We start from the raw sequence: 23,908 nt of genomic DNA, 5'->3' as shown, positions 1-23,908 counted from the left end.
GAATCGATGAATCATCCAGCAACGTCTGCGCCGGCCCCGGCCGCGCAGCGCGCCACGCCGCATGCGGGCGGCCTGCGGCGCAACTACCTGAGCCTGCCCGAGCTGATTGCGCAGTCGATCGGCCTGGTCGGCGTGTCGGGCGGAATCGGCGTGCTGATTCCGGCCGTGTTCGCGACCGCGGGCAACGGCACCTGGCTCGCATATCTGTTCGCGATCGTCGCGCTGCTGTTCTCGTCGTGGAGCATCGCCGTGTTCGCGCGCGACTCGGCGTCGCCCGGCGCGCTGTACGCGTACGTGTCGGCCGGCATCGGGCCCGTCTGGGGCGCGATCTGCGGCTGGTCGCTGCTGATCGCCTATACGGTGGCCGCCTCGGGCATCCTGCAGGGCACCATCAACACGTTCCTCGTGCTCGGTCGCGAAACGGGACTGCTCGGCAGCACGACGCCGCTCGGCACGGTGCTCGGCCTCACGGTCGTCACCGCGCTCGCCGCGTGGTACATCGCGTTTCGCGACATCCGGCTTTCCACGCGTTTTACGCTGCTGGTCGAACTGGCGACCTTGCTGCTGATCGCCATCGTCGTGATCGGCACGATCGCGTTCGGCGGCCATCCGGTCGACCGTGCGCAACTGACGCTGGAAGGCGTGAAGCCGACCGAGCTTCAGCTCGGGATGGTGCTCGCGTTCTTCAGCTTCACGGGCTTCGAAAGCGCGACCGTGCTCGGCGCCGAGGCGCGCGATCCGTTTCGCGCGATTCCGCGCGCGGTGCTGATCAGCGTGATCGGGCCGGCGATCCTGTTCGTGATCGGCGCGTACGGAATGGTCGGCGCGTTCCACGGCCAGACACCGCCGCTAGATCGCGTCGACGGCCCGCTGGCGGTGCTCGCCCACCGGCTCGGCGCCGGCTGGATCGGCGTGCTGATCGACGCGGGCGTGTCGTTGAGCTTCTTCGCGGCCTTCTTCTCGTCGATCAATGCAGCGGCGCGGATCGTCTATGCGTTCGGACGGCAGGGTGTGCTGCACGCATCGACCGGGCGCGCGCACGAGACCAATGCGACGCCGCATGTCGCCGTGGGCCTGATCGCGGTGCTGGCGCTGACGATCGCACTGGTGCTGACCGCGCGCGGCACCGCGCTGCTCGATTCGTACGGCTATCTCAGCTCGATCGCGACTTACGGCTGGCTGCTCGCGTATGTGCTGGTCGCGATCGGCGCGCCGCTTTACCTGCGGCGCCAGGGCCGGCTCAAGGCCTCGCATGTCGCGATCAGCGCCGTCGCGGTCGTGCTGCTGGCGATCCCGCTCGCGGGCAGCGTGTATCCGGTGCCGGACGGCGTCTATGCGTGGCTGCCGTACGTGTTCGCCGCGTTGCTGTTGATCGGGCTCGCATGGTTCGTGGTGCTGCGGGTGTGGTTTCCGCAGCGCTTGCGCGAGCTGGAAGCGGAGTTGCTGACGAAGTGACGCAGCCCGTTACGCCCCGCCCGCCAGCCTCGCCGCATCGACGACCATCTGCACGCCGAGGCCGCCGAGCACGGCGCCCATTGCCCAGCGCTGCGCGAGCAGCCACTTCGGTCGGCCGTGCAGGAACTTCGCGATGCTGGCCGAGCAGATCGCGACCAGCCCGTTGGCCGACGCAAACGCCGCGATCAGCAGCGAGCCGAGCCAGATCGACTGGCCGAACACGCTGCCTTGCCGGTAGTCGATGAACTGCGGCAACAGCGATACGAACAGCATGGCCAGTTTCGGATTCAGCACGCTGGTCGTCGCGCCCATCGCCAGCAGCCGGAACGGCTGCTCGGCCGGCAGCGCACGCACCTCGAACGGCGAGCGGCCGCCGGGCCGCACGGCCCGCCACGCGAGATAAAGCAGATAGGCCGCGCCGATCGCCGCCAGCACGGCGGCCGAGTACGGCACGCTCAGGAACAGCGTCGTGACGCCGAACGCGGCGCCGAACATATAGAAGAAGTAACCGATCATCACGCCGGCCAGCGAAATGAGCCCGGCGGCCCGTCCCTGCGCGAGCGAGCGCGACATCACGTAGACCATGTTCGGCCCCGGCGTGATCGCGAGCATGCCGCCGATGACAAGAAATCCATAGATCGAAGCCGGGCTGTGCATCTGGGCGCTTCCTGAAACGCGGGTTGACGGATGCATTGTCCGACCGCGGGGCTGCGCAGTAAAACGCGTTAAACTGAATCGATTGATCAGATTTTCTGAATGACATGAAAAAGCTCGACCTGGACGTGCTGGCGATGGTGGTCGCCGTGGCGGACACGGGGTCGTTCGCCCAGGGCGCGCAGCAGGTGCATCGGTCGCCGTCGGCGCTCAGCATGCAGATCCGCGCGCTCGAAGACGCGCTCGGCAAGCCGCTGTTCGTGCGCGATACGCGCAATGTGTCGCTGACCGACGACGGCCGCACGCTCGCCGACTACGGCCGCCGGATGCTGGCGATGCGCGACGAAGCGTGGGCGTCGGTCGTGCGTCCGGAGATCAAGGGCCGCGTGACGATCGGCGTGCCCGACGACTACATGTCGTCGCTGCTGCCGCAGGTGCTCGGCAAGTTCGCCGCGACGCATCCGCGCGTCGAGGTGCGCGTGATCGGCTTGCCGAGCAGCGCGCTCGTGCCGATGCTGAAGGACAACGCCGTCGACCTCGCGTGCCTGACGCGGATCAAGGGCGTCAGCGGCGAGCTGATCCGCCGCGAGCCGATCGTGTGGGCGGGGTCGTCGACGCGAAAGGTGTGGGAGGAGCGGCCGTTGCCGGTCGCGTTTTTCACGCATGGCGGCAGCATGGCGCGCGATCATGCGATCAAGGCGCTGAACCGCAGGCACATCCGGTTCCGGATGTCGTACGAAAGCCCGAGCTTCCTCGGGTTGCTCAGCATGGTGGAAGCCGGTCTCGCCGTCGCGCCGCTCGCGCGCTGCAGCATCCCGGAACACCTCGTCCAGCTGTCGCAGGGCGACGGGCTGCCGCCGCTCGGCGAGCTCGAAGTCGTGCTCGCGCGCAGTGCGCAGTCGGCGCGGCCGCCGTGCGATTACCTGGCCGAGCAGATCCTCGGCGAATGGCGTGCGTGACTGCCCCTGATCGCGTCTGTTCGCGCCGGGTCAGCAGGATTTCAGCAGCCAGTCGCGGAACGCGGCCAGCGACGGCAGCGTCTCGTTCGCCGGCGGGTACACGAGGTAGTAGCTGCGCTGGCTGGTAATCGCGTCGCCGATCGACACGAGTTCGCCGCGGCCCAGTTCGTCCTCCACCAGCACCTTCGGCACCAGTCCGATACCCATCCCGGCCCGCACCGCCTGGATCAGGTGCGACGTCAGCTCGAAGCTCGGGCCGATGCGCATCTGGCGATGATCGAGCCGATTGTGCGAGAACCACTCCGCCCACGCCTGCTGGTTGCTCGTCACGCCGAGCAGCGTCTGCTTCGTCGCCCATTGCGGCGTGACGGCCGCGCCGGTCGTCGCGTCGGGGCTCGCGATCGCGACCAGGAATTCGTTGTAGAGCCGGTGCGCGCGCAGCCCGGGCCACTCGCCCGCGCCGACGGTGATGGCCGCGTCGATATCGTCGAGGTGGAAATCGACGTTGCCGATCCGCGAATGCAGATGCACGGTCACGCCCGGATGCGCGGCGTAGAAGTCGTGCAGATGCGGCAGCAGCCATTTCGAGCCGAACGTCGGCAGCGTCGCGAGGCGCAGCGTGCCGGCGCCGGCCTGATGGGACATCGCCTGCAGCGTCGCGCCGCGAATGCGGCCCAGCGCACCGCTCAGTTCGGCGAAGTAGCGGCGCCCGACCTCGGTCAGCTTGACGGAGCGCCCTTCGCGCCGGAACAGCGGCACGCCGAGCTGGTCCTCCAGCGTCTGGACCTGCCGGCTGATCGCACTCTGGCTCAGCGACAACTCCTCGGCCGCGCGCGTATAGCTTTCATGGCGCGCGGCCGCCTCGAACACGAGCAGCAGGGACATAGACGGGGTCAGGCGGCGGTAATTCATGAGTTTTATGCAAGTATCGCCGGACAAGAATTCGTTTGTCCGGCACGGGTATTACAAAGATACTGGAATTCCCGACGCGGCGAAATCTTGCTCAAAAGTCATGGTTTTGCGGAAGCGCAAGCGCCGGGGTCCAACCTTTTTGCGTCCCTGCCCATGTCGATCGCCCCGTTGCCCCGTCCCGCCGCGCCGCCGGCCCGCTCGTACACCGATTTCCTGGCCGCGTTGCGCGCGGCCGGATTCGAAGGCGAAATCCGCGCGGACCATGCGAACCGGACCGTCCAGGCGACCGACAACTCGATCTACCAGCGTCTGCCGCAGGCCGCGGTCTGTCCCGCGCACGCGCGCGACGTCGAGCTCGTCGCGCGGCTGCTCGCCGAGCCCGCGCACCGCGGCGTGGTGGTCGCGCCGCGCGGCGGCGGCACCGGCACCAACGGCCAGTCGCTGACCGACGGCCTGATCGTCGACCTGTCGCGCAACATGAACGGGATCCTCGAAATCAACGTCGCGCAGCGCTGGGTGCGCGTGCAGGCGGGCGTCGTCAAGGATCAGCTCAATGCCGCGCTGAAGCCGCATGGCCTTTTTTTCGCGCCGGAACTGTCGACGTCGAACCGCGCGACGGTCGGCGGGATGATCAATACCGACGCGAGCGGGCAGGGCAGCTGCACCTACGGCAAGACGCGCGATCACGTGCTGGAGCTGGACTTCGTGCTGATGGGCGGCGAGCGGCTGCACAGCAGCGCGCTCGCGGCCGACGAACTCGGGCGCCGCTGCGCGCGGCAGGACCGCATCGGCAAGGTCTATCGCACCGCGCGGCGCATCAGCGACGAGAAGGCCGCGCTGATCGACGCGAAGTTTCCGAAGCTGAATCGCTGCCTGACCGGCTACGATCTCGCGCACCTGCGCGAGGCGGACGGACGCTTCAACCTCAACAGCGTGCTGTGCGGCGCGGAGGGATCGCTCGGCTTCGTCGTCGAGGCGAAGCTCAACGTGTTGCCGATTCCGAAGTACTCGGTGCTCGTCAACGTGCGCTACGCGGCCTTCATGGATGCACTGCGCGACGCGCGCGCGCTGCTCGCGCACCGGCCGCTGTCGATCGAGACGGTCGATTCGAAGGTGCTGCTGCTGGCGATGAAGGACTTCGTGTGGAGCAGCGTCGCCGAGTATTTTCCGCAGGACGAACGGCGGCCGACGCTCGGCATCAACCTGATCGAATTCAGCGGCGACGATGCGGCCGAGGTCGATGCGCAGGTCCGCGCGTTCACCGAACATCTGCGCGCCGATACGAGCGTCGAGCGGCTCGGGCATACGCTCGCGGTCGGCGACGAGGCGGTCAAGCGCGTCTATGCGATGCGCAAGCGCGCGGTGGGGCTGCTGGGCAACGTGCAGGGCGAGGCGCGGCCGCAGCCGTTCGTCGAGGACACGGCCGTGCCGCCGGAGAACCTCGCGGCGTACATCGCGGAATTCCGCGCGCTGCTCGACAGTCACGGATTGCAGTACGGGATGTTCGGCCACGTCGATGCGGGCGTGCTGCACGTGCGGCCGATCCTCGACATGAAGGATCCGCGGCAGGCGGCGCTGGTGCGTCCGGTATCGGACGGCGTCGCCGCGCTGACGCAGCGTCACGGCGGGCTGCTGTGGGGCGAGCACGGCAAGGGCGTGCGTTCCGAGTATGCGCCGGCGTTTTTCGGCGAGCTGTATCCGTCGCTGCAGCAGCTGAAGGCCGCGTTCGATCCGTACAACCAGTTCAACCCGGGCAAGATCGCGACGCCGCCGGACCCGACGATGCGGCTGCTGAAGATCGACGAAGTGCCGACGCGCGGCGAGCACGACCGGCAGATCGACGAGCGCGTCTGGCAGAGCTACGGCACGGCGATGCACTGCAACGGCAACGGCGCCTGCTACAACTTCGACCCGGACGACGCGATGTGTCCGTCATGGAAGGCGACGCGCGAGCGTCTGCATTCGCCGAAGGGGCGTGCGTCGCTGATGCGCGAATGGCTGCGCCTGCAAGGACAGGCCGGCGTCGACGTTGTCGCGGCCGCGCGCATGCCGCAGTCGTTCGTCGGCAGCCTCGCCAGCCGCTGGCGCAACAGCCGCGCCGCGCGTCGCGGCGAAGCGGATTTTTCGCATGAAGTGTATGACGCGATGGCCGGCTGCCTCGCCTGCAAGTCCTGTGCGGGGCAGTGCCCGGTCAAGGTCAATGTGCCCGAGTTCCGCTCGCGCTTTCTCGAGCTGTATCACCGCCGCTATCTGCGGCCGCTGCGCGACTACCTGATCGGTTCGCTCGAATTCACGATGCCGTGGATCGCGAAGGCGCCCGCGCTGTACAACGGGCTGATGCGCGCGGCTTGGGTGCGCACGCTGCTGGAGCGGCATGTCGGGATGGTCGACAGTCCGCTGCTGAGCCGCTACGACCTCGCGGCCGCGCTTCGTCGATGGCAGGTCCGGCCGGCGGATCCGCGCGCGCTGGCCGCGTTGAGCGACGCGCAGCGCGAACGCAGCGTCGTGATCGTGCAGGACACGTTCACGCGCTACTTCGACACCGAGCAACTGGCGACGCTGATCGAGCTGGCTGCGCGGCTGGGCTTCCAGGTCTGGCTGGCGCCGCTGCTGCCGAACGGCAAGGCGCTGCACGTGCAGGGTTTTCTTGCCGCGTTCGAGAAGGCGGCGATCCGCAACGCGGCGCAACTGCATGCGCTGGCGCACACCGGCGTTGCGCTGGTCGGGCTCGATCCGGCGATGACGCTCGCCTATCGGCAGGAATACCGGAAGGTGACGGGGCTCGCCGACGTGCCGGACGTCGCGCTGCCGCAGGAGTGGTTGCTGCACGCGTTGCCGGAAGGCGGTGCGGGCGGGGCGAACGCGACGTATCGGCTGCTGCCGCACTGCACCGAAAAGACCAACGCGCCGGACAGCGGCAAGCAATGGACGCAGCTGTTCGCGCGTCGCGGGCTGCGCCTGAAGGTGGAGGCGACCGGGTGCTGCGGGATGTCCGGCACCTATGGACACGAAGCGCGCAATCTCGCGACGTCCAGGACGATCTATGCGCAGTCGTGGGCGGCGCATGTCGACGGGCCGGACGACGAAGGCGAAGCGCTGGCGACCGGGTATTCTTGCCGCAGCCAGGCGAAGCGGATGTCGGCGCGGCAGTTGCGGCATCCGTTGCAGGCGTTGCTCGATCATGTGCGGGCGGGGGCGTGATCGCCGGCGGTTCATCCGGGTCTTGAATCGCTTCGGCGGCGCGGGCGCGCCGAAGCGATCGGCATTGCTGACGGGATGCGCCGGATCAACGCCTGGAAGCCTGTCGAAACACGCTGTCAGGTCGTTACCCCCTTCTTGAGATCCTCGATGCACGGTATGCCAGCTCGCCGCCTGGGTCGCAGGAATTTCGGCACCGCACCCGGCTGCCCGACGCCCGCCTGGCTTTGAGCGGTCTTCGGCTTCAACGCGGCCGGTCGGGCCTTGTGCGGAATCCGGCAACCGCCGGCCGGCAGGTCGGCGTATGGATCGTCTTCGGCGGCGGGCGCAGCCGGCAGCGTCGGCGCGGCCGCCGCGACCAGCATCGGCGCGAACGGCAGCGCATGGACCCGCTCGCCGGTCAGCACGAACGCGCCGTTGGCGACCGCCGGCGCGATCGGCGGCACGCCGGCTTCGCTCAAGCCGGACGGATGCGCATCCGACGGGACGAAGAACACGTCCACCGGCGGCGCTTCCTGCATCCGCACGGGCGGGTAGTCGGCGAAGCCGGCGTTGCGCACCGCGCCATGCTCGACGTCGATCGCGAAGCCGGGCTTCGTGGTCGCGAGGCCGAACAGCGCGCCGCCCTGGATCTGCGCTTCGGCGCCGGTCGGATTCACGATGCGGCCGGCATGCACGCCCGCCGTCACGCGATGCACGCGCGGCTGCTGGGCCGCGATCGACACTTCCGTCACGTACGCGACGACCGTGCCGGCGGTTTCGTGCATCGCGACGCCCCACGCATGCCCGGCCGGCAGCGTGCGCGTGCCGTAGCCGGACTTCTCGACGGCCAGCGCGAGCGCCTGGCGATGGCGCGCGTGCTCGGGACCGGCCAGCCGCGCCATGCGGTAGGCGACCGGATCCTGGCGCGCCGCGTGCGCGAGCTCGTCGACCAGCGTCTCCATCACGAACGCCGTATGCGTGTGACCGGCCGAGCGCCATGACTGGACCGGCACGTCGACCTCGGGCTGATGGACCGACAGCCGGACCGGGAACCCGTACGGGCTGTTCGCGACGCCGTCGGTCAGGTCGGGATCGGTGCCGCTCCGGAGAACCGTCGTGCGTTCGAGCGGCGAGCCCTTCAGCACCGACTGGCCGACCACGACGTGCTGCCAGTCGCGCACCGCGCCGCTGTCGTCGACGCCGATGTCGACGCGATGCAGCACCATCGGGCGGTAATAGCCGCCGCGCAGATCGTCTTCGCGCGTCCAGATCGTCTTGACCGGGCCGAGGTGGCCGGCCGCCAGATATGCGGCCGACACGCGGGCGGCTTCGACCACGTAGTCCGAGGTCGGCGTCGAGCGCCGGCCGTAGTCGCCGCCCGACATCATCGTGAAGATCTGGACCTTCGCAGGCGCGACGCCGAGCGCCCTGGCGACTGCCGCGCGGTCGGTGGTCTGCAGCGACGAGCCGCCCCAGATCTTGATCCCGCACGCGCAGTTCGCCGGCCCGACGTCGACCGTGCAGCTGAGCGGCTCCATCGGCGCATGCGCGAGATAGGGGAATTCGTAGTCCTTGCGGATCCGGGTCGCTGCCGGCGGCGCGTTGCCGGCGTCGGCCGTGCGTACCACGGTGCCCGGCGTGCCGGCGAGCTGCTTGTACATCTGCATCTGCTCGGCGGACGTGACGGTCGAGCCGCTGTCCTTCCAGGTGATCTGCAGCGCGTCGCGACCGAGCCTGGCGGGCCAGTAGCCGTTCGCGATCACGGCCACGCCGGTGCCGCCGCGGTCGGTCGGGATCTCGACGACCTCGACCACGCCCTTGACGGCCCGGGCCGCCGCCGCGTTGTAGCTGGCGACCTGTCCGCCGAAGCGCGGCGGGCGGGCCACCACGGCCACCATCATGTCCGGCAGGCGCCAGTCCATCCCGTACTGGAGCGTGCCGTCGAGCACCGCGCGGGAGTCGACGCGCGGGGTCGGCTTGCCGATGATGCGGAACTGGTCGGGCGACTTCAGCGGCACGTGCTGCGGCACCGGCATTGCCATCGCGTCCGGCGCGAGTTCGCCGTAGGTCGCGCTGTGGCTGCCGGAGGTGACGACGCCGTGCGCGGTCCGGCACGTGGCCGGATCGACGTTCCAGCGTTGCGCGGCCGCGGCGACGAGCATCGCGCGCGCGGATGCGCCGAGTTCGCGGTATTGCGTAAACGAGTGGCTGACCGACGTCGAGCCGACCGTCATCTGGATGCCGGTGACCGGATCCTTGTACGGCTCGCCGGCCGGTGCGAGCACCGTGCGCACATTGCGCCAGTCGGCATCGAGCTCGTCGGCCAGCGCCATCGGCAGCGCGGTGCTGACGCCCTGGCCGGATTCGGTGCGGTTGACGGCGACCGTCACCGTGTTGTCCGGCGCGATGATCAGGAATGCTTGCGGTGACTGGGTTCGCGCGGCGTTGCCGGCCTGAGCGCCGGCGCGCGTCGGTGCGAGTCCCAGCGCGAGGCAGCCGCTCGCCGCCATCGTGAGCTTCAGGAAGCCGCGCCGGTCGAGCCCCGGAGAACGGGCTCCGGTGACGGGCGTGGCGTCGGGGGCGTCGGTGATGGCCGGGCGCCCGGCAGTGCGAATACGCATGGTCGTGATCTCCCGGCAGGCTCAGGCCAGTGCGGCGGCCGCGTCGTGAATCGCGGCGCGGATGCGCTGGTAGGTTGCGCAACGGCAAAGATTGCCGCTCATCGCGCTGTCGATGTCGGCATCGGTCGGCGACTTGTTGCCGCGCAGCAGCCCGACCGCGCTCATCATCTGCCCGCTCTGGCAATAGCCGCATTGCGCGACATCGTGGCGGACCCACGCGTCGAGGACGGCCTTGCCGACCGCATCGTCCGCGAGGTGCTCGGAGGTCGTGATGCGCGCGTTCCCGACCGACGAGAGCGCCAGCGTGCAGCTATGCACCGGCCTGCCATCGACGTGCACGGTGCATGCGCCGCAGTCGCCGGTGCCGCAGCCGAACTTGGTGCCGGTCAGGCCGAGGTTGTCGCGCAGCACCCAGAGCACCGGCGTCGACGGATCGGCATCGACCTCCGTCGCCCGGTTATTGATGTTCAACGTCGCCATCGTGAAGTTCTCCCTTGGACACCTCGTTATCTTTCTCGACACGAAATCGCAATGAGGCGGCTGAATCAATTAAAGCAGATTCGAGAAAAGGCATGCATCCGTAAATCTGGATTTTTTGCCTTTCTTAATGATTCGACGGAGACAGTTAAAACATGAAGTTTTACATCAAGCATACTAATCATCGAATGTTCCGGAAAGATTGTTGAGTTTTGACAAAAACGCGCTGTGCCGATGGAAAACGTTTGCGAGTCGGGCCTATATTTGACTCGCGATCACGCCGGGAGGCTTGCAGATCGGGCGACAGGCGGCGATGAATCGATCTGTCGAGCGGTTCGGATCCGGTTGTTCCGCCGAGTGAAATTCAGCGTTTGCTTACCAGGCGCGAGGGCGATGTCGGCGGCGGTTCCGTACGGGTTGTCGTTTGATCTGCAGGGACAGGAGCGCGACGGACGCAGTCGAGTGGCGGCGTCTCCGATTTGCCGGAGGCAGCGGCTTTGAATAAGTAGAAAATTTACCGGGAAGATGAGGGGGCTTAAAAGTAAAAAATGCCGATTAAATAATTCTGGTTGATTAATCTTCGCCGGTTTTAAATCCGGTCATCGATTCAGGTTCGATGGCGGGGGGCGATATTTATCAAAAAATATCGAATAGCACGTTCCTGCATTTTCCTTCTGCATTCTTTGGCGCCGGGAACGGATTTCCGGCTCGTCGATTCTCTTCATGGGAAGGTGTAATTATGCGTATGCGCATGAGTTCAAAAAAGAAGCGCGCGGAAGCACGTCCGAAACTCGTCGTACCGACCGGCATGCTGCTCGCGCTGGTCGGCGCCGGAATCGTCCCGGCGGACGCACTGGCTGCCTGCACCGGATCTCCCGCGGTCACGTGCACGGGGGCCAACACCAGTTATTCGAACGGCACGAGCAATCTCAACCTGAGCGTCGCACCCGGCGCGACCTTCACGGTGTTGCCGCTGCTCGGCGGCACCGCGCTGTCGCTGACGGGCAGCGGCGTCACGCTGACGAACAGCGGCACGATCGACCCGTCGTTGTCGGGCGTGAGCATCGTGTCGAACGGCGCGATCGTCGGCAACGTTGCGTCCGCGAGCACCGTCAATGTCACGAACACCAGTGGCGGCGTGATGATGGGCTCGACCAGCTCGTTCCTGAACGGGCCTGCGCTGATCGTGAACAACGGCACGGGCGGCACGACCAACATCACGAACGCCGGCACGATCGGCACGACCGGCCTGCTCGGCTTTTCCGCCGGGCCGACCGCGCAGGTCGTGACCGCGTCGGGCGGCGCGCAGGTCAACTTCACGAACGCGAGCGGCGGCACGATCAACGGCTCGGTCGCGCTCGCGCCCAGCGGTGTCGCCGGCACCGGCAACACGTTTACCAATAGCGGAACCGTGACGGGGAACGTGTCGCTCGGCGCGGCCGTCGGCGCGTCGAACACGTTCAATGCGATGACCGGATCGTCGGTCGGGCTCGGCGTCGATGCGGGCCTCGGCGGCAACAACACGCTCAACCTGCAGCTGAACCCGACCGGCGCGGCGAACGGCAGCATCGCGGTCGATACGTACGGCAATTTCACCAATCTCGCGGTGCAGGGCGGCACGTGGAACATCACGGGTGCGTCGAGCGCATCGAATGCATCGCTGACCGGCGGCACCGCGATCGTCAACGACAACCACGCGTTGGGCACCGGGACGCTCACCGTGACCGGCGGCACGCTGGAGGCCGGCTCGACCGGCCTGAACCTGCAGAACAATGTGGCGCTGGGCGGCGCGCTGACGGTCGATGGTGCGACCGGGTTCGGAATCTCGGGCGCGATTTCCGGCGGCGGCGCGCTGAATGCGGCCGGCACCGGCACGCTGGCGCTCGACGGCGTCAATTCGTTCTCCGGAGGAACGAATCTGACCGGCGGTGGCGGCCTCGTCGTCGGCGCCCCGACGGCGCTCGGCACCGGCACGCTGAACGTGAGCGGCGCGGGCGGCACGCTCGGCACGAGCGTCGGCGGCACGCTGATCGGCAATGCGGTGAACATCGATACCGGCGTCACGCTGGGCCTGAACGGCTCGGCCGACCTCGGCCTCGGCGGCGTGATCGGCGGCAACGGCAGCCTCGCGCAAACCGGCACCGGCACGACGACGCTGTTCGGCGCGAACACGTTCTCGGGCGGCACGACGCTCAGCGGCGGCGGACTGATCGCCGGCAGCGGTGCAGCGCTCGGCACCGGCGCGCTGCATGTGAGCGGCACGGGCGGCTCGCTTGGCGCGAGCGTCGGCGGCACGCTGCTCGGCAATGCGGTGAATCTCGACGCAGGCGCGACGCTCGGCCTGAACGGCGCAGCCGACCTCAGCCTCGGCGGCACGATCGCCGGCAACGGCAGCCTCGCGCAAACAGGCAGCGGCACGACGACGCTGCTCGGCCCGAACACCTTCTCGGGCGGCACGACGCTCAGCGGCGGCGGGCTGATCGCCGGCAGCAACGCGGCGCTCGGCGCGGGCGCGCTGCATGTGAGCGGCGCGGGCGGCACGCTCGGCGCGAGCGTCGGCGGCACGCTGCTCGGCAACGCGGTCAATCTCGACGCGGGCGCGACGCTCGGCCTGAACGGCGCGGCCGACCTGAGCCTCGGCGGCACGATCGCCGGCAACGGCAGCCTCGCGCAGACCGGCGCGGGCATGACCACGCTGCTCGGCGCGAACACCTTCACGGGCGGCACGACGCTCGGCGCCGGCGGGCTCATCGCGGGCAACGCCGCGGCGCTCGGCACGGGCGCGCTGAACGTGACGGGCGCGGGCGGCACACTCGCGACGAACGTCGCCGGCACGGTGCTCGGCAATGCGGTGAACCTCGGCGCGGGCGCGACGCTCGGGCTGAACGGCGCGGCCGATCTCGGCCTGGGCGGCACGATTTCCGGCGCGGGCGGTCTCGCGCTCGGCGGCACCGGCGCGACGACGCTGTCCGGCGCGAACACCTTCACCGGCGGCGCGAGCCTGACGGGCGGCGGCAGCCTGATCGTCGAAGGCGGCTCGGCGCTCGGCATCGGCGGGGCATTGAACGTGAGCGGCCTCGGCGGCTCGCTGAGCGCGGATCTCGCCGCCGGCGCGACGCTGGCGAACACGATCAACCTGAACGGCGCGTCGCTGACGCTGAACGGCGCGCACGATCTCGGCCTGAACGGCGCGATCAGCGGCAGCGGCGGTCTCCTGCTCGACAGCACGGGGACGACGACGCTGTCCGGCGCGAACACCTTTGGCGGCGGCACGACGCTGAGCGCCGGCACGCTGCTGGCCGGCAGCAATTCGGCGCTCGGCACCGGCGCGTTGAACGTGGCGGGCGCGGGCGGCGCGCTCGGCGCGAGCGTGAGCGGCACCGCACTGAACAACGCGGTGAACCTCGGCACGGGCGCGACGCTCGCGCTGACCGGCGCAAACGATCTCGGGCTGAGCGGCGCGATCGCCGGCGACGGCGGCCTCGCGCAGGTCGGCTCGGGCATCACGACGCTGCTCGGCGCGAACACGTATACAGGCGGCACGACGCTGAGCGGCGGCGGGATTCTCGCGGGCAACGGCAGCGCACTCGGCACCGGCGTGCTGAACGTGACGGGCGCGGGCGGCACGCTCGGCACGACCGTCGGCGGCACCGTGCTCGGCAACGCGATCCAGCTCGGCGCCGGCGCGGCGCTGTCGGTCGGCGGCGCCAACGACCTCGGCCTGGGCGGGATCATCTCCGGCGCCGGCGGTCTGTCGGTGAGCGGGCCGGGCACGACGACGCTGACCGCCGCCGAGACATTTACCGGCGGCACCACGATCGGCAGCGGCAAGCTCGCGATCGGCGCAGGCGGCAGCCTCGCGGCGTCGAGCCCGCTCAACCTGACCGGTGCGGGCGCGCAGTTCAGCATCGCCGGCGCGACCACGCCGCAGTCGATCGGCAGCTTGTCGGGCGTCGCGGGTTCCGCGATCGATCTCGGTTCGAACCATCTGACGCTGGCCGGCAGCGGCAACGGCGTGTTCGCCGGCAACATCGGCGGCGCCGGCGGGCTGACGCTTGCGGGCACCGGTTCGCAGGCGCTGACCGGCAACAACACGTATGCGGGCGGGACCGCGCTGACGGGCGGCAGCCTGGTGGTCGGCGGCGACGCGGCGCTCGGCCTCGGCGCCCTCGACGTCACGGGCTCGGCTTCGCTCGGCGCGAGCGTGCCGGGCGTCACGCTCGGCAACGCGGTCAATCTCGGCACCGGCGTCACGCTCGGGATGAACGGAGCGACCGATCTCGCGCTGAGCGGCACGATCGCCGGGAACGGCAGCCTCGCGCAAACCGGCACCGGCACGACGACGCTGCTCGGCACGAACACGTTCACGGGCGGCACGACGCTGAGCGGCGGCGGGCTGATCGCCGGCAACGGCGCGGCGCTCGGTACGGGCGCGCTGAACGTCGCGGGTGCGGGCGGCACGCTCGCGACGAACGTCGCCGGCACGCTGCTCGGCAACGCGGTGAGTCTCGGCGCCGGCGCGACGCTCGGCCTGAACGGCTCGGCCGATCTGAGCCTCGGCGGCGTGATCTCGGGCGACGGCGGCCTTGCCCAGACCGGCACGGGTACGACGACGCTGCTCGGTGCGAACACGTTCAAGGGCGGCACGACGCTGAGCGGCGGCGGGCTGATCGCCGGCAATGGCGCGGCGCTCGGCACCGGTGTGCTGAACGTTGCGGGTGCGGGTGGCTCGCTCGGCACGAGCGTCGCCGGCACCGTGCTCGGCAACGCGGTGAATCTCGGCACGGGCGTGACGCTGACGGTTGGCGGCGCGAACGATCTCGGCCTGGGCGGGGCAATTTCGGGCGCCGGCAACCTGTCGGTGAACGGTCCGTCGACGACGACGCTGACCGGCGCGGGCTCGTATACCGGCAACACGACGATCGGCGCCGGCAGCACGCTGGCGGTGGGCGCGGGCGGCAGTCTGTCGGGCGGCAGCCTGTTCGATCTGTCCGGCGTCGGCGCGACGCTCGACCTCGGCGCGGCCGGTTCGCCGCAGACGATCGGCGGGCTGGCCGGCGTCGCGGGCTCGACGGTGAACCTCGGCGGCAACGCGCTGACGCTGGACGGCTCGGCCAACGCGAGCTTCGGCGGCACCATCGGCGGCACGGGCGGGCTGACGATGTCGGGCACCGGCACGGAAACGCTGCTGGGCGCCAACACGTATACGGGCGGCACGACGATCAACAGCGGCACGCTGGCGATCGGCGGCGGCGGCAGCCTCGCGGCGAGCGGCGCGGTGAACCTCGCCAGCGTGGGCGCGGCCTTCGACCTGAGCGGAGCGGCGCTGCCGCAGACGATCGGCACGCTGTCGGGCGTCGCGGGCGCGACGGTGAATCTCGGCGGCACCGGCCTGACGCTCGGCGGCGCGGGCAGCGGCACCTATGACGGCACGATCGCGGGTGCGGGCGGCAGTCTCACGCTGGCCGGTACCGGCACCGAGACGCTGACCGGTGCGAACACGTATGGCGGCGGCACGAACCTCATCGGCGGCGGCACGCTGATCGCCGGCAACGGTTCGGCGCTCGGCACGGGCGCGCTGAACACGAGCGGCGCAGGCGGCACGCTGGCCGCGAGCATCGGCGGGACGACGCTGAACAATGCGGTGAATCTCGGTGCGGGCTCGGCACTCACGCTCGGCGGCACGAACGACCTGGGCCTCGGCGGCATCATCTCGGGCGGCGGCAGTCTCGCGCAAACCGGCACCGGAACGACCTCGCTGACCGGCCCGAACACTTACACGGGCGGCACGACGCTCAGCGCCGGCGGTCTGTCGGTCGGCAGCAATACGGCACTCGGCACGGGCACGCTCGGCGTGAGCGGCGCCGGCGGCGCACTCAGCGCGAGCACGGCCAACCTGCTGCTGGCGAACGCGGTCGATCTCGGCGCCGGCTCGGCGCTGAACCTCGGCGGCGCGTTCGACTTCGGCCTGAACGGCATCATTTCCGGCGCGGGCAGCGTGGTGCAGTCCGGCTCCGGCACGACCACGCTCGGCGGCGCGAACGCGTACACCGGCGGCACCACGTTGAACAGCGGTGGGTTGAGCGTGGGCAGCAACACCGCGCTCGGTTCCGGCGCGCTGAACGTCACCGGGAACGGGACGCTGAGCGCGAGCGTGAACGGCACGACGCTCGGCAACGCGGTCACGCTCGGCGGCGGCGCGACGCTCGGGCTGAACGGCGCCAACGATCTCGGCCTGAGCGGGACGATTTCCGGCAGCGGCGGCCTCGCGCAAACCGGCGCGGGTACGACGACGCTGACCGGCACGAACACCTACGACGGCGGCACCACGCTGAGCGGCGGCGGCCTGATGGCGGGTAACGGCAGCGCGCTGGGCTCGGGCGCGCTGAACGTGACGGGCGCGGGCGGCTCGCTCGGCACGAACGTCGGCGGCACGACGCTGGGCAATGCGGTGAATCTCGGCGCCGGCGCGACGCTGACGGTCGGCGGCGCGAACGATCTCGGCCTCGGCGGCGCGATCTCGGGCAGCGGCAATCTGTCGGTCACAGGCCCGTCGACGACGACGCTGACCGGCGCGGGCTCGTACACCGGCAACACGACGATCGGCACCGGCAGCACGCTGGCGGTCGGCGCGGGCGGCAGCCTGTCGGCGGGCAGCGCGATCGACCTGGCCGGCACGGGCGCCGCGCTCGACATCAGCGCGGCGACTTCGCCGCAGACGAGCGGGATGCTGTCGGGCGTGGCGGGCACCAACGTCAATCTCGGCGGCAATACGCTGACGCTGGCCGGCAGCGGCAACGGCAACTATGCCGGCACGATCGGCGGCACCGGCGGGTTGACGATGTCGGGCACCGGCACGGAAACGCTGACCGGGGCCAACACGTATACCGGCGCGACGACGATCAACAGCGGTACGCTGGCGATCGGCGCGGGCGGCAGCCTGTCCGCAAGCAGCCCGGTGAATCTCGCCGGTGCGGGCGCAACTTTCGACGTCAGCGGCGCCACGACGCCGCAGACGACCGGTACGCTGTCGGGTGTCGCCGGTTCGACGGTGAACCTCGGCAACAACGGCCTGACGCTGGGTGGATCGGGTAGTGGTACTTACGACGGCACGATCGCCGGTGCGAGCGGTAGTCTCACGCTGGCCGGTACGGGTACCGAAACGCTGACGGGTGCGAACACGTATGGCGGCGGCACGAACCTGACCGGTGGCGGCACGCTGATCGCCGGAAACGGTTCGGCACTCGGCACGGGCGCGCTGAACACCAGCGGCGCGGGCGGTACGCTCGGCACGAGCGTCGCGGGAACGACGCTGACCAATGCGATCAATCTCGGCAACGGTTCGACGCTGACGGTCGGCGGTGCGAACAACCTCGGCCTCGGCGGTGCGATTTCGGGCGGCGGCAACCTGTCGGTGAGCGGCCCGTCGACGACGACGCTGACCGGTACGAACACCTACACCGGTAATACGACGATCGGTAACGGCAGCACGCTGGCGGTCGGTGCGGGTGGCAACCTGTCGTCGGGCAGCGCGGTCGATCTGGCCGGCACGGGTTCGACGCTGGACCTGAGCGCGGCCACGACGCCGCAGACGACGGGTGCACTGTCGGGCGTGTCGGGCTCGACGGTGAACCTGGGCAGCAACACGCTGACGCTCGGCGGCTCGGGTAGCGGCACGTATGGCGGCACCGTCGCAGGCACCGGTGGTCTGACGCTGTCGGGCACGGGCACCGAAACGCTGACGGGCAACAACACCTACACCGGCGCGACGACGATCAACAGCGGTACGCTGGCGATCGGTGCGGGCGGCAGCCTGTCGGCATCGACGCCGGTCAGCCTGACGGGTGCGGGCGCAACCTTCGACGTCAGCGGCGCCACGACGCCGCAGACGACCGGCACGCTGTCGGGCGTGGCCGGTTCGACGGTGAATCTCGGCGGCAACAACCTGACGCTGGGCGGCACGGGCAACGGCACGTACGGCGGCACGATCGCCGGCACGGGCGGTAGCCTGACGCTGTCGGGCACGGGCACCGAGACGCTGACGGGCAACAACACGTACACGGGCGGCACGACCCTGGCCGGCGGCGGCACGCTGGTCGCGGGCAGCGGCACGGCGCTCGGCACCGGCGCGCTGAACGCGAGCGGCGCAGGCGGCACGCTGAGCGCGAGCACGCCGGGCACGACGCTGAGCAACGACGTGAATCTCGGCGCCGGCGCGACGCTGACGGTCGGCGGCGCAAACGGCCTCGGCCTGGGCGGCGCGATCGCGGGCAGCGGCAACCTGGCCGTCACTGGCCCCGCGACGACGACGCTGACCGGCGCGAACACCTACACCGGCGACACGACGATCGGCGCCGGCAGCACGCTGGCGGTCGGCGCGGGCGGCAGCCTGTCGTCGGGCAGCGCGATCGATCTGACCGGCACGGGCGCGAAGCTGGACCTGAGCGGGGCGACTTCGCCGCAGACCACGGGCGCGTTGTCCGGCAACGCGGATACGAGCGTGAGCCTCGGCGGCAATACGCTCACGCTCGGCGGGTCGGGCAATGGCACGTACGCGGGCGTGATCGGCGGCACGGGCGGGCTGACGCTGTCGGGCACGGGGACCGAAACGCTGACCGGCAACAATACCTACACCGGCGCGACGACGATCAACAGCGGCACGCTGGCGATCAGCGGCAACGGCAGCCTGTCGTCGAGCAGCCCGGTCAGCCTGACGACGTCGGGCGCGACGCTCGACCTGAGCGGCGCCTCGTCGCCGCAGTCGACCGGCGCGATCTCGGGCGTGGCCGGCTCGACGGTGAACCTCGGCAACAACAACCTGACGCTCGGCGGCCCGGACAACGGCACCTATGCGGGCAACATCGCCGGCACGGGCGGCGTGACCATGACGGGCACCGGCACCGAAACGCTGACCGGCGCGAACACCTATACGGGTGCGACGACGATCAACAGCGGCACGCTGGCGATCGGCGCGGGCGGCAGCCTGTCGGGTTCGACGCCGGTGAACCTGACGGGTGCGGGCGCAACCTTCGACCTGAGCGGCGCAACGACGCCGCAGACCACGGGCGCTTTGTCGGGTGTGTCGGGTTCGACGGTGAACCTCGGCGGCAACAACCTGACGCTCGGCGGCACGGGCAGCGGCACGTATGCCGGCACGATCGCGGGTGCGGGCGGCAGCCTGACGCTGGGCGGCACGGGTACCGAAACGCTGACGGGGACGAACACGTACACGGGCGGCACGAACCTGACCGGCGGCGGCACGCTGCTCGCCGGCAGCGGCTCGGCGCTCGGCACGGGTGCGCTGAACACCAGCGGCGCGGGCGGCACGCTCGGCGTCACCGTGGCCGGCACGACGCTCGGCAACGACGTGAACCTCGGCGCGGGCTCGACGCTGACGGTCGGCGGCGCGAACGGCCTCGGCCTCGGTGGCGCGATTTCGGGCAGCGGCAACCTGTCGGTGAGCGGCCCGTCGACGACGACGCTGACCGGTACGAGCTCGTACACCGGCAACACGACGATCGGCACCGGCAGCACGCTGGCGGTCGGCGCGGGCGGCAGCCTGTCGGCGGGCAGCGCGGTCGATCTGGCCGGCACGGGTTCGACGCTGGACCTGAGCGGCGCGACTTCGCCGCAGGCGACGGGTGCTTTGTCGGGCGTCGCCGGTTCGACGGTGAACCTCGGCAACAACGGCCTGACGCTGGGTGGATCGGGTAGTGGTACTTACGACGGCACGATCACCGGTGCGAGCGGTAGTCTCACGCTGGCCGGTACGGGTACCGAAACGCTGACGGGTGCGAACACGTATGGCGGCGGCACGAACCTGACCGGTGGCGGCACGCTGATCGCCGGAAACGGTTCGGCACTCGGCACGGGCGCGCTGAACACCAGCGGCGCGGGCGGTACGCTCGGCACGAGCGTCGCGGGAACGACGCTGACCAATGCGATCAATCTCGGCAACGGTTCGACGCTGACGGTCGGCGGTGCGAACAACCTCGGCCTCGGCGGTGCGATTTCAGGCGGCGGCAACCTGTCGGTGAGCGGCCCGTCGACAACGACGCTGACCGGCGCGGGCTCGTACACCGGCAATACGACGATCGGTAACGGCAGCACGCTGGCGGTCGGTGCAGGCGGCAGCCTGTCGTCAGGCAGCGCGGTCGATCTGGCCGGCACGGGTTCGACGCTGGACCTGAGCGCGGCCACGACGCCGCAGACCACGGGTGCACTGTCGGGTGTATCGGGCTCGACGGTGAACCTCGGCAGCAACACGCTGACGCTCGGCGGCTCGGGTAGCGGCACGTATGGCGGCACCGTCGCAGGCACCGGTGGTCTGACGCTGTCGGGCACGGGGACCGAAACGCTGACGGGCAACAACACCTACACCGGCGCGACGACGATCAACAGCGGTACGCTGGCGATCGGTGCGGGCGGCAGCCTGTCGGCATCGACGCCGGTCAGCCTGACGGGTGCAGGCGCAACCTTCGACGTCAGCGGCGCCACGACGCCGCAGACGACCGGCACGCTGTCGGGCGTGGCCGGTTCGACGGTGAATCTCGGCGGCAACAACCTGACGCTGGGCGGCACGGGCAACGGCACATACGGCGGCACGATCGCTGGCACGGGCGGCAGCCTGACGCTGTCGGGCACTGGCACCGAGACGCTGACCGGCCCGAACACGTACACGGGCGGCACGACCCTGGCCGGCGGCGGCACGCTGGTCGCAGGCAGCAACACGGCCCTCGGCACCGGCGCGCTGAACACGAGCGGCGCAGGTGGCACGCTGGCAGCCGGTGCGCCCGGGACGACGCTGGCCAACGCCGTGAACCTCGGTACGGGTTCGACGCTGACCGTCGGCGGCACGCAGAGCCTCGGCCTGAGCGGCGCGATTTCCGGCAGCGGCAACCTCGCGTTCACCGGCCCCGCGACGACGACGCTGTCGGGCGCCAACACCTATACCGGCGGCACCAGCGTCAGCGGCGGCGGTACGCTGCTGGCCGGCACGTCGACGGCACTCGGCAGCGGCACGCTGAATGTCGGCGGCAAGGGCGGCACGCTCGGCACGAGCGTCGCAGGCACGACTCTTGGCAACGCGGTGAATCTCGGCGCGGGCTCGACGCTGACGGTCGGCGGCGCGAACAACCTCGGCCTCGGCGGGGCGATTTCGGGCAGCGGCAACCTGTCGGTCACCGGCCCGTCGACGACGACGCTGAGCGGCGCGAACGCCTACACCGGCAATACGACGATCGGCAACGGCAGCACGCTGGCGGTCGGCGGCAAGGGCAGCCTGTCGGTCGGCAGCGCGCTGACGCTGGCCGGCAACGGCGCCAAGCTCGACATCGGCGCCGCGACGACGCCGCAGATGACGCGCGCGCTGTCGGGCACCGCGGGTTCCACCGTCAATCTGGGCGGCAACACGCTGACCGTGGCCGGGCCGGCGGGCGGCAACTTCGGCGGCATGATCGCGGGCACCGGCGGCTTCACGGTGCAGGGCGGCGGCACGCAGACGCTGAGCGGCGCGAACACCTACACCGGCGACACGACGATCGGCAGCGGCAGCACGCTCGCCCTCTCCGGTGCAGGCAGCCTCGCGCCGACCAGCCCGGTGACGCTCGCGGGCAGCGGTGCGACGCTGAACCTTGCCGGCTCGACCGCGCCGCAGTCGATCGGCACGCTGTCGGGCACGACGGGTTCGAACGTGAACCTCGGCAATACGCCGCTGACGGTCAACACCACCGGCACCAGCACGTTCGCCGGCACGCTGTCGGGCACCGGTCCGTTGACGCTGACCGGCACGGGCTCGCAGCTGCTGAGCGGCACGAACACGCTGTCCGGGCCGACGACCGTGGCCGGCGGCACGCTCGCCGTGTCCGGCTCGCTGGCCAACTCGCCGGTGACCGTCGGCAGCGGCGCAAGCGTCACCGGGACGGGCACGATCGGCGGCCTCGTCGTGTCGACGGGCGGCACCGCGTCGGTCCTGCAGCTCGGGCAGCCGCTGAAGGTGGCGGGCAATGCGACGTTCCAGCCGGGCTCGACGCTGCAGGTCGGCGCCACGCCGCAACAGAGCGGCGGCCTCGACGTGACCGGTTCGGCCACGCTCAATGGCGGCTCGGTGCAGGTCGTCGCGGCGACCGGGCAGTACCAGCCGAACAAGATCTACACGATCTTGAATGCCGGCGCGGGCGTGCAGGGGCAGTTCAGTGCGGTGAATTCGACGTATGCGTTCCTGACGCCGACGCTCAACTACGATGCGACGCGGGTGCTGCTGTCGCTGGCGCCGAACGGTACGCCGTTCGCGTCGGTGGCGACGACGCCCGACGGGCAGGCGGTGGCCGGCGCGATCGGCACGCTCGGCGCCGGCAACCCGGTGTTCGACACGGTGCTGACGTCGGACGCGCCGACCGCGAACCACGCCTTCGCGCAGCTTGCCGGCGATCTGTATCCGAGCACGAAGAGCGTGTTGCTGTCGGACAGCCGCTATGTGCGTGACGCGGTGCTCGACCGTGCGCGGCTCGGCTCGCAGCCCGGCGGGGCGTTGTGCGGCTGCGAGGCGCCGGTGTCGGCGGACGACCACGCGGCATCGCTCGATCGGCGCCTCGCATCGGAGAACGGCTGCACGCCGGCCAAGTCGTACAAGCCGGCGGTGTGGGGCCGCGTGTACGGGTCGCACAGCCGCTTCGACGGCGATGGCGTCGCGACGGTCGACCGCAACCTGTACGGGTTCATCGTCGGGACGGATGCGGAGGTCAGCAGCCACTGGCGAGTCGGTATCGCGGGCGGCGCTTCGCGCAGCCTGCTCCATACCGACGAGAACGAATCGGCGACGGTGAACGGCGAGACGATCGCGCTGTACGCCAGCGGTCGATACGACGCGTGGAACGTGCGCGGCGGCCTGGCGCAGTCGTGGTATCGCGTGCATAGCGAGCGCAATCCGTCGTTCGCCGGCTTTTCCGACCACGATACCGCCAGCTACGACGCCAACGCGACGCAGGTGTTCACCGAGCTCGGTTACTCGACGGCGTTCCGCAATATCGCGCTCGAACCGTTCGTCGGGCTGGCGTACGCGAGCCTGCATACCGGCGGCTTCAAGGAGGACGGCGGCGCGGCGGCGCTGCAGGGCGAGTCCGGCACGAACGGCATCGGCTACTCGACGCTCGGCGTGCGGGCATCGACCGACGTCGCGGTGACCACCAAGGGCAAGGTCACGGCATTCGGTACGGTCGGCTGGCGGCATGCGTTCGGCAATACGCAGCCGGGCTCGACGCTGTCGTTCGCGAGCGGCGGTTCGCCGTTCAGCGTGGTCGGCGTGCCGATCGCGCGGGATGCCGCGGTGCTGGAGGTCGGCGTCGATGCGGCGGTCACGAAGAACCTGTCGCTCGGCTTGTCGTATAGCGGCCAGCTCGGCGGCAGCATCAGCGACCACGCGCTGTACGCCAATCTGCTGTGGAAGTTCTAAGGGGGAATCGGCCGCTCGCGATGCGGGTGTCGCGAGCGGCCGGTTGTTGATCGAGGGTTTGATGGTCGGCCTGTTGGTTTGCATCGTGAATGTTTCGTGATGCGAATGGATGTTGTGTGCGAAGGCTCGCGTGCTGTCGAACCGGCAGGTTTCGTTTCAACGGTTTCAGCTGTTTCAACGCTTTGTCATATCGGGCAATT

8 protein-coding genes are annotated in these 23,908 nt (G+C 70.0%); 4 read left to right on the top strand and 4 right to left on the bottom strand.

The features are described 5' to 3' along the window. Nucleotides 1-6: 6 nt before the first annotated feature. Entirely contained in the window at nucleotides 7-1,455 is a 1,449-nt protein-coding gene (locus tag WS57_RS18460) for an APC family permease (protein ID WP_059517691.1), read from the top strand. 9 nt (nucleotides 1,456-1,464) lie between these two features. Here the strand turns inward: WS57_RS18460 and WS57_RS18455 are convergent, their stop codons facing one another. After that, the gene (locus tag WS57_RS18455; RefSeq protein ID WP_069244688.1) at nucleotides 1,465-2,112 is read right to left on the bottom strand and encodes a LysE family translocator; all 648 of its coding nucleotides are present in this window, start codon (nucleotides 2,110-2,112) and stop codon (nucleotides 1,465-1,467) included. 104 nt (nucleotides 2,113-2,216) lie between these two features. Here WS57_RS18455 and WS57_RS18450 point away from each other — a divergent pair, with 104 nt between their 5' ends. Continuing rightward, on the top strand, nucleotides 2,217-3,068 hold the full coding sequence (locus WS57_RS18450; RefSeq protein WP_060253738.1) for a LysR substrate-binding domain-containing protein: 852 nt from the start codon (nucleotides 2,217-2,219) through the stop codon (nucleotides 3,066-3,068). A 30-nt stretch (nucleotides 3,069-3,098) separates the two neighbouring features. On the opposite strand, the gene WS57_RS18445 is transcribed toward WS57_RS18450, so the two are convergent. Beyond that, nucleotides 3,099-3,980: a LysR substrate-binding domain-containing protein gene (locus tag WS57_RS18445; protein ID WP_069244687.1), complete on the bottom strand. Its 882-nt coding sequence runs from the start codon at nucleotides 3,978-3,980 to the stop codon at nucleotides 3,099-3,101. Between the two features lie 153 nt (nucleotides 3,981-4,133). Between WS57_RS18445 and WS57_RS18440 the strand changes: the two genes are divergently transcribed. Beyond that, nucleotides 4,134-7,181: an FAD-binding and (Fe-S)-binding domain-containing protein gene (locus WS57_RS18440; protein WP_069244686.1), complete on the top strand. Its 3,048-nt coding sequence runs from the start codon at nucleotides 4,134-4,136 to the stop codon at nucleotides 7,179-7,181. 116 nt (nucleotides 7,182-7,297) lie between these two features. On the opposite strand, the gene WS57_RS18435 is transcribed toward WS57_RS18440, so the two are convergent. Together WS57_RS18435 and WS57_RS18430 are read right to left on the bottom strand one after the other, a co-directional pair. Next, complete coding sequence (locus WS57_RS18435) at nucleotides 7,298-9,781, bottom strand: xanthine dehydrogenase family protein molybdopterin-binding subunit (protein ID WP_069244685.1); 2,484 nt, start codon at nucleotides 9,779-9,781, stop codon at nucleotides 7,298-7,300. A gap of 21 nt (nucleotides 9,782-9,802) precedes the next feature. Continuing rightward, a complete protein-coding gene (locus tag WS57_RS18430; RefSeq protein WP_009695629.1) occupies nucleotides 9,803-10,261 on the bottom strand; it encodes a (2Fe-2S)-binding protein in 459 nt (152 codons plus the stop codon). Between the two features lie 736 nt (nucleotides 10,262-10,997). Here WS57_RS18430 and WS57_RS18425 point away from each other — a divergent pair. Next, nucleotides 10,998-23,708: an autotransporter-associated beta strand repeat-containing protein gene (locus WS57_RS18425; protein WP_069244684.1), complete on the top strand. Its 12,711-nt coding sequence runs from the start codon at nucleotides 10,998-11,000 to the stop codon at nucleotides 23,706-23,708. The last annotated feature ends 200 nt before the right edge of the window (nucleotides 23,709-23,908 follow it).

The organism is Burkholderia pseudomultivorans (genome assembly GCF_001718415.1).
GTDB classification, from domain to species: domain Bacteria; phylum Pseudomonadota; class Gammaproteobacteria; order Burkholderiales; family Burkholderiaceae; genus Burkholderia; species Burkholderia pseudomultivorans_A.
Note: the sequence above shows the minus strand (reverse complement) of the source record. Positions and strands in the feature narration are given on the sequence as shown.

Excerpts from the sequence above, each read along its gene's own strand:
- WS57_RS18460 (WP_059517691.1), top strand. The coding sequence starts at position 7 with ATGAATCATCCAGCAACGTCTGCGCCGGCCCCGGCCGCGCAGCGCGCC.
- WS57_RS18425 (WP_069244684.1), top strand. The coding sequence starts at position 10,998 with ATGCGTATGCGCATGAGTTCAAAAAAGAAGCGCGCGGAAGCACGTCCG.
- WS57_RS18445 (WP_069244687.1), bottom strand. The coding sequence starts at position 3,980 with ATGAATTACCGCCGCCTGACCCCGTCTATGTCCCTGCTGCTCGTGTTC.
- WS57_RS18435 (WP_069244685.1), bottom strand. The coding sequence starts at position 9,781 with ATGCGTATTCGCACTGCCGGGCGCCCGGCCATCACCGACGCCCCCGAC.
- WS57_RS18450 (WP_060253738.1), top strand. The coding sequence starts at position 2,217 with ATGAAAAAGCTCGACCTGGACGTGCTGGCGATGGTGGTCGCCGTGGCG.
- WS57_RS18430 (WP_009695629.1), bottom strand. The coding sequence starts at position 10,261 with ATGGCGACGTTGAACATCAATAACCGGGCGACGGAGGTCGATGCCGAT.
- WS57_RS18440 (WP_069244686.1), top strand. The coding sequence starts at position 4,134 with ATGTCGATCGCCCCGTTGCCCCGTCCCGCCGCGCCGCCGGCCCGCTCG.
- WS57_RS18455 (WP_069244688.1), bottom strand. The coding sequence starts at position 2,112 with ATGCACAGCCCGGCTTCGATCTATGGATTTCTTGTCATCGGCGGCATG.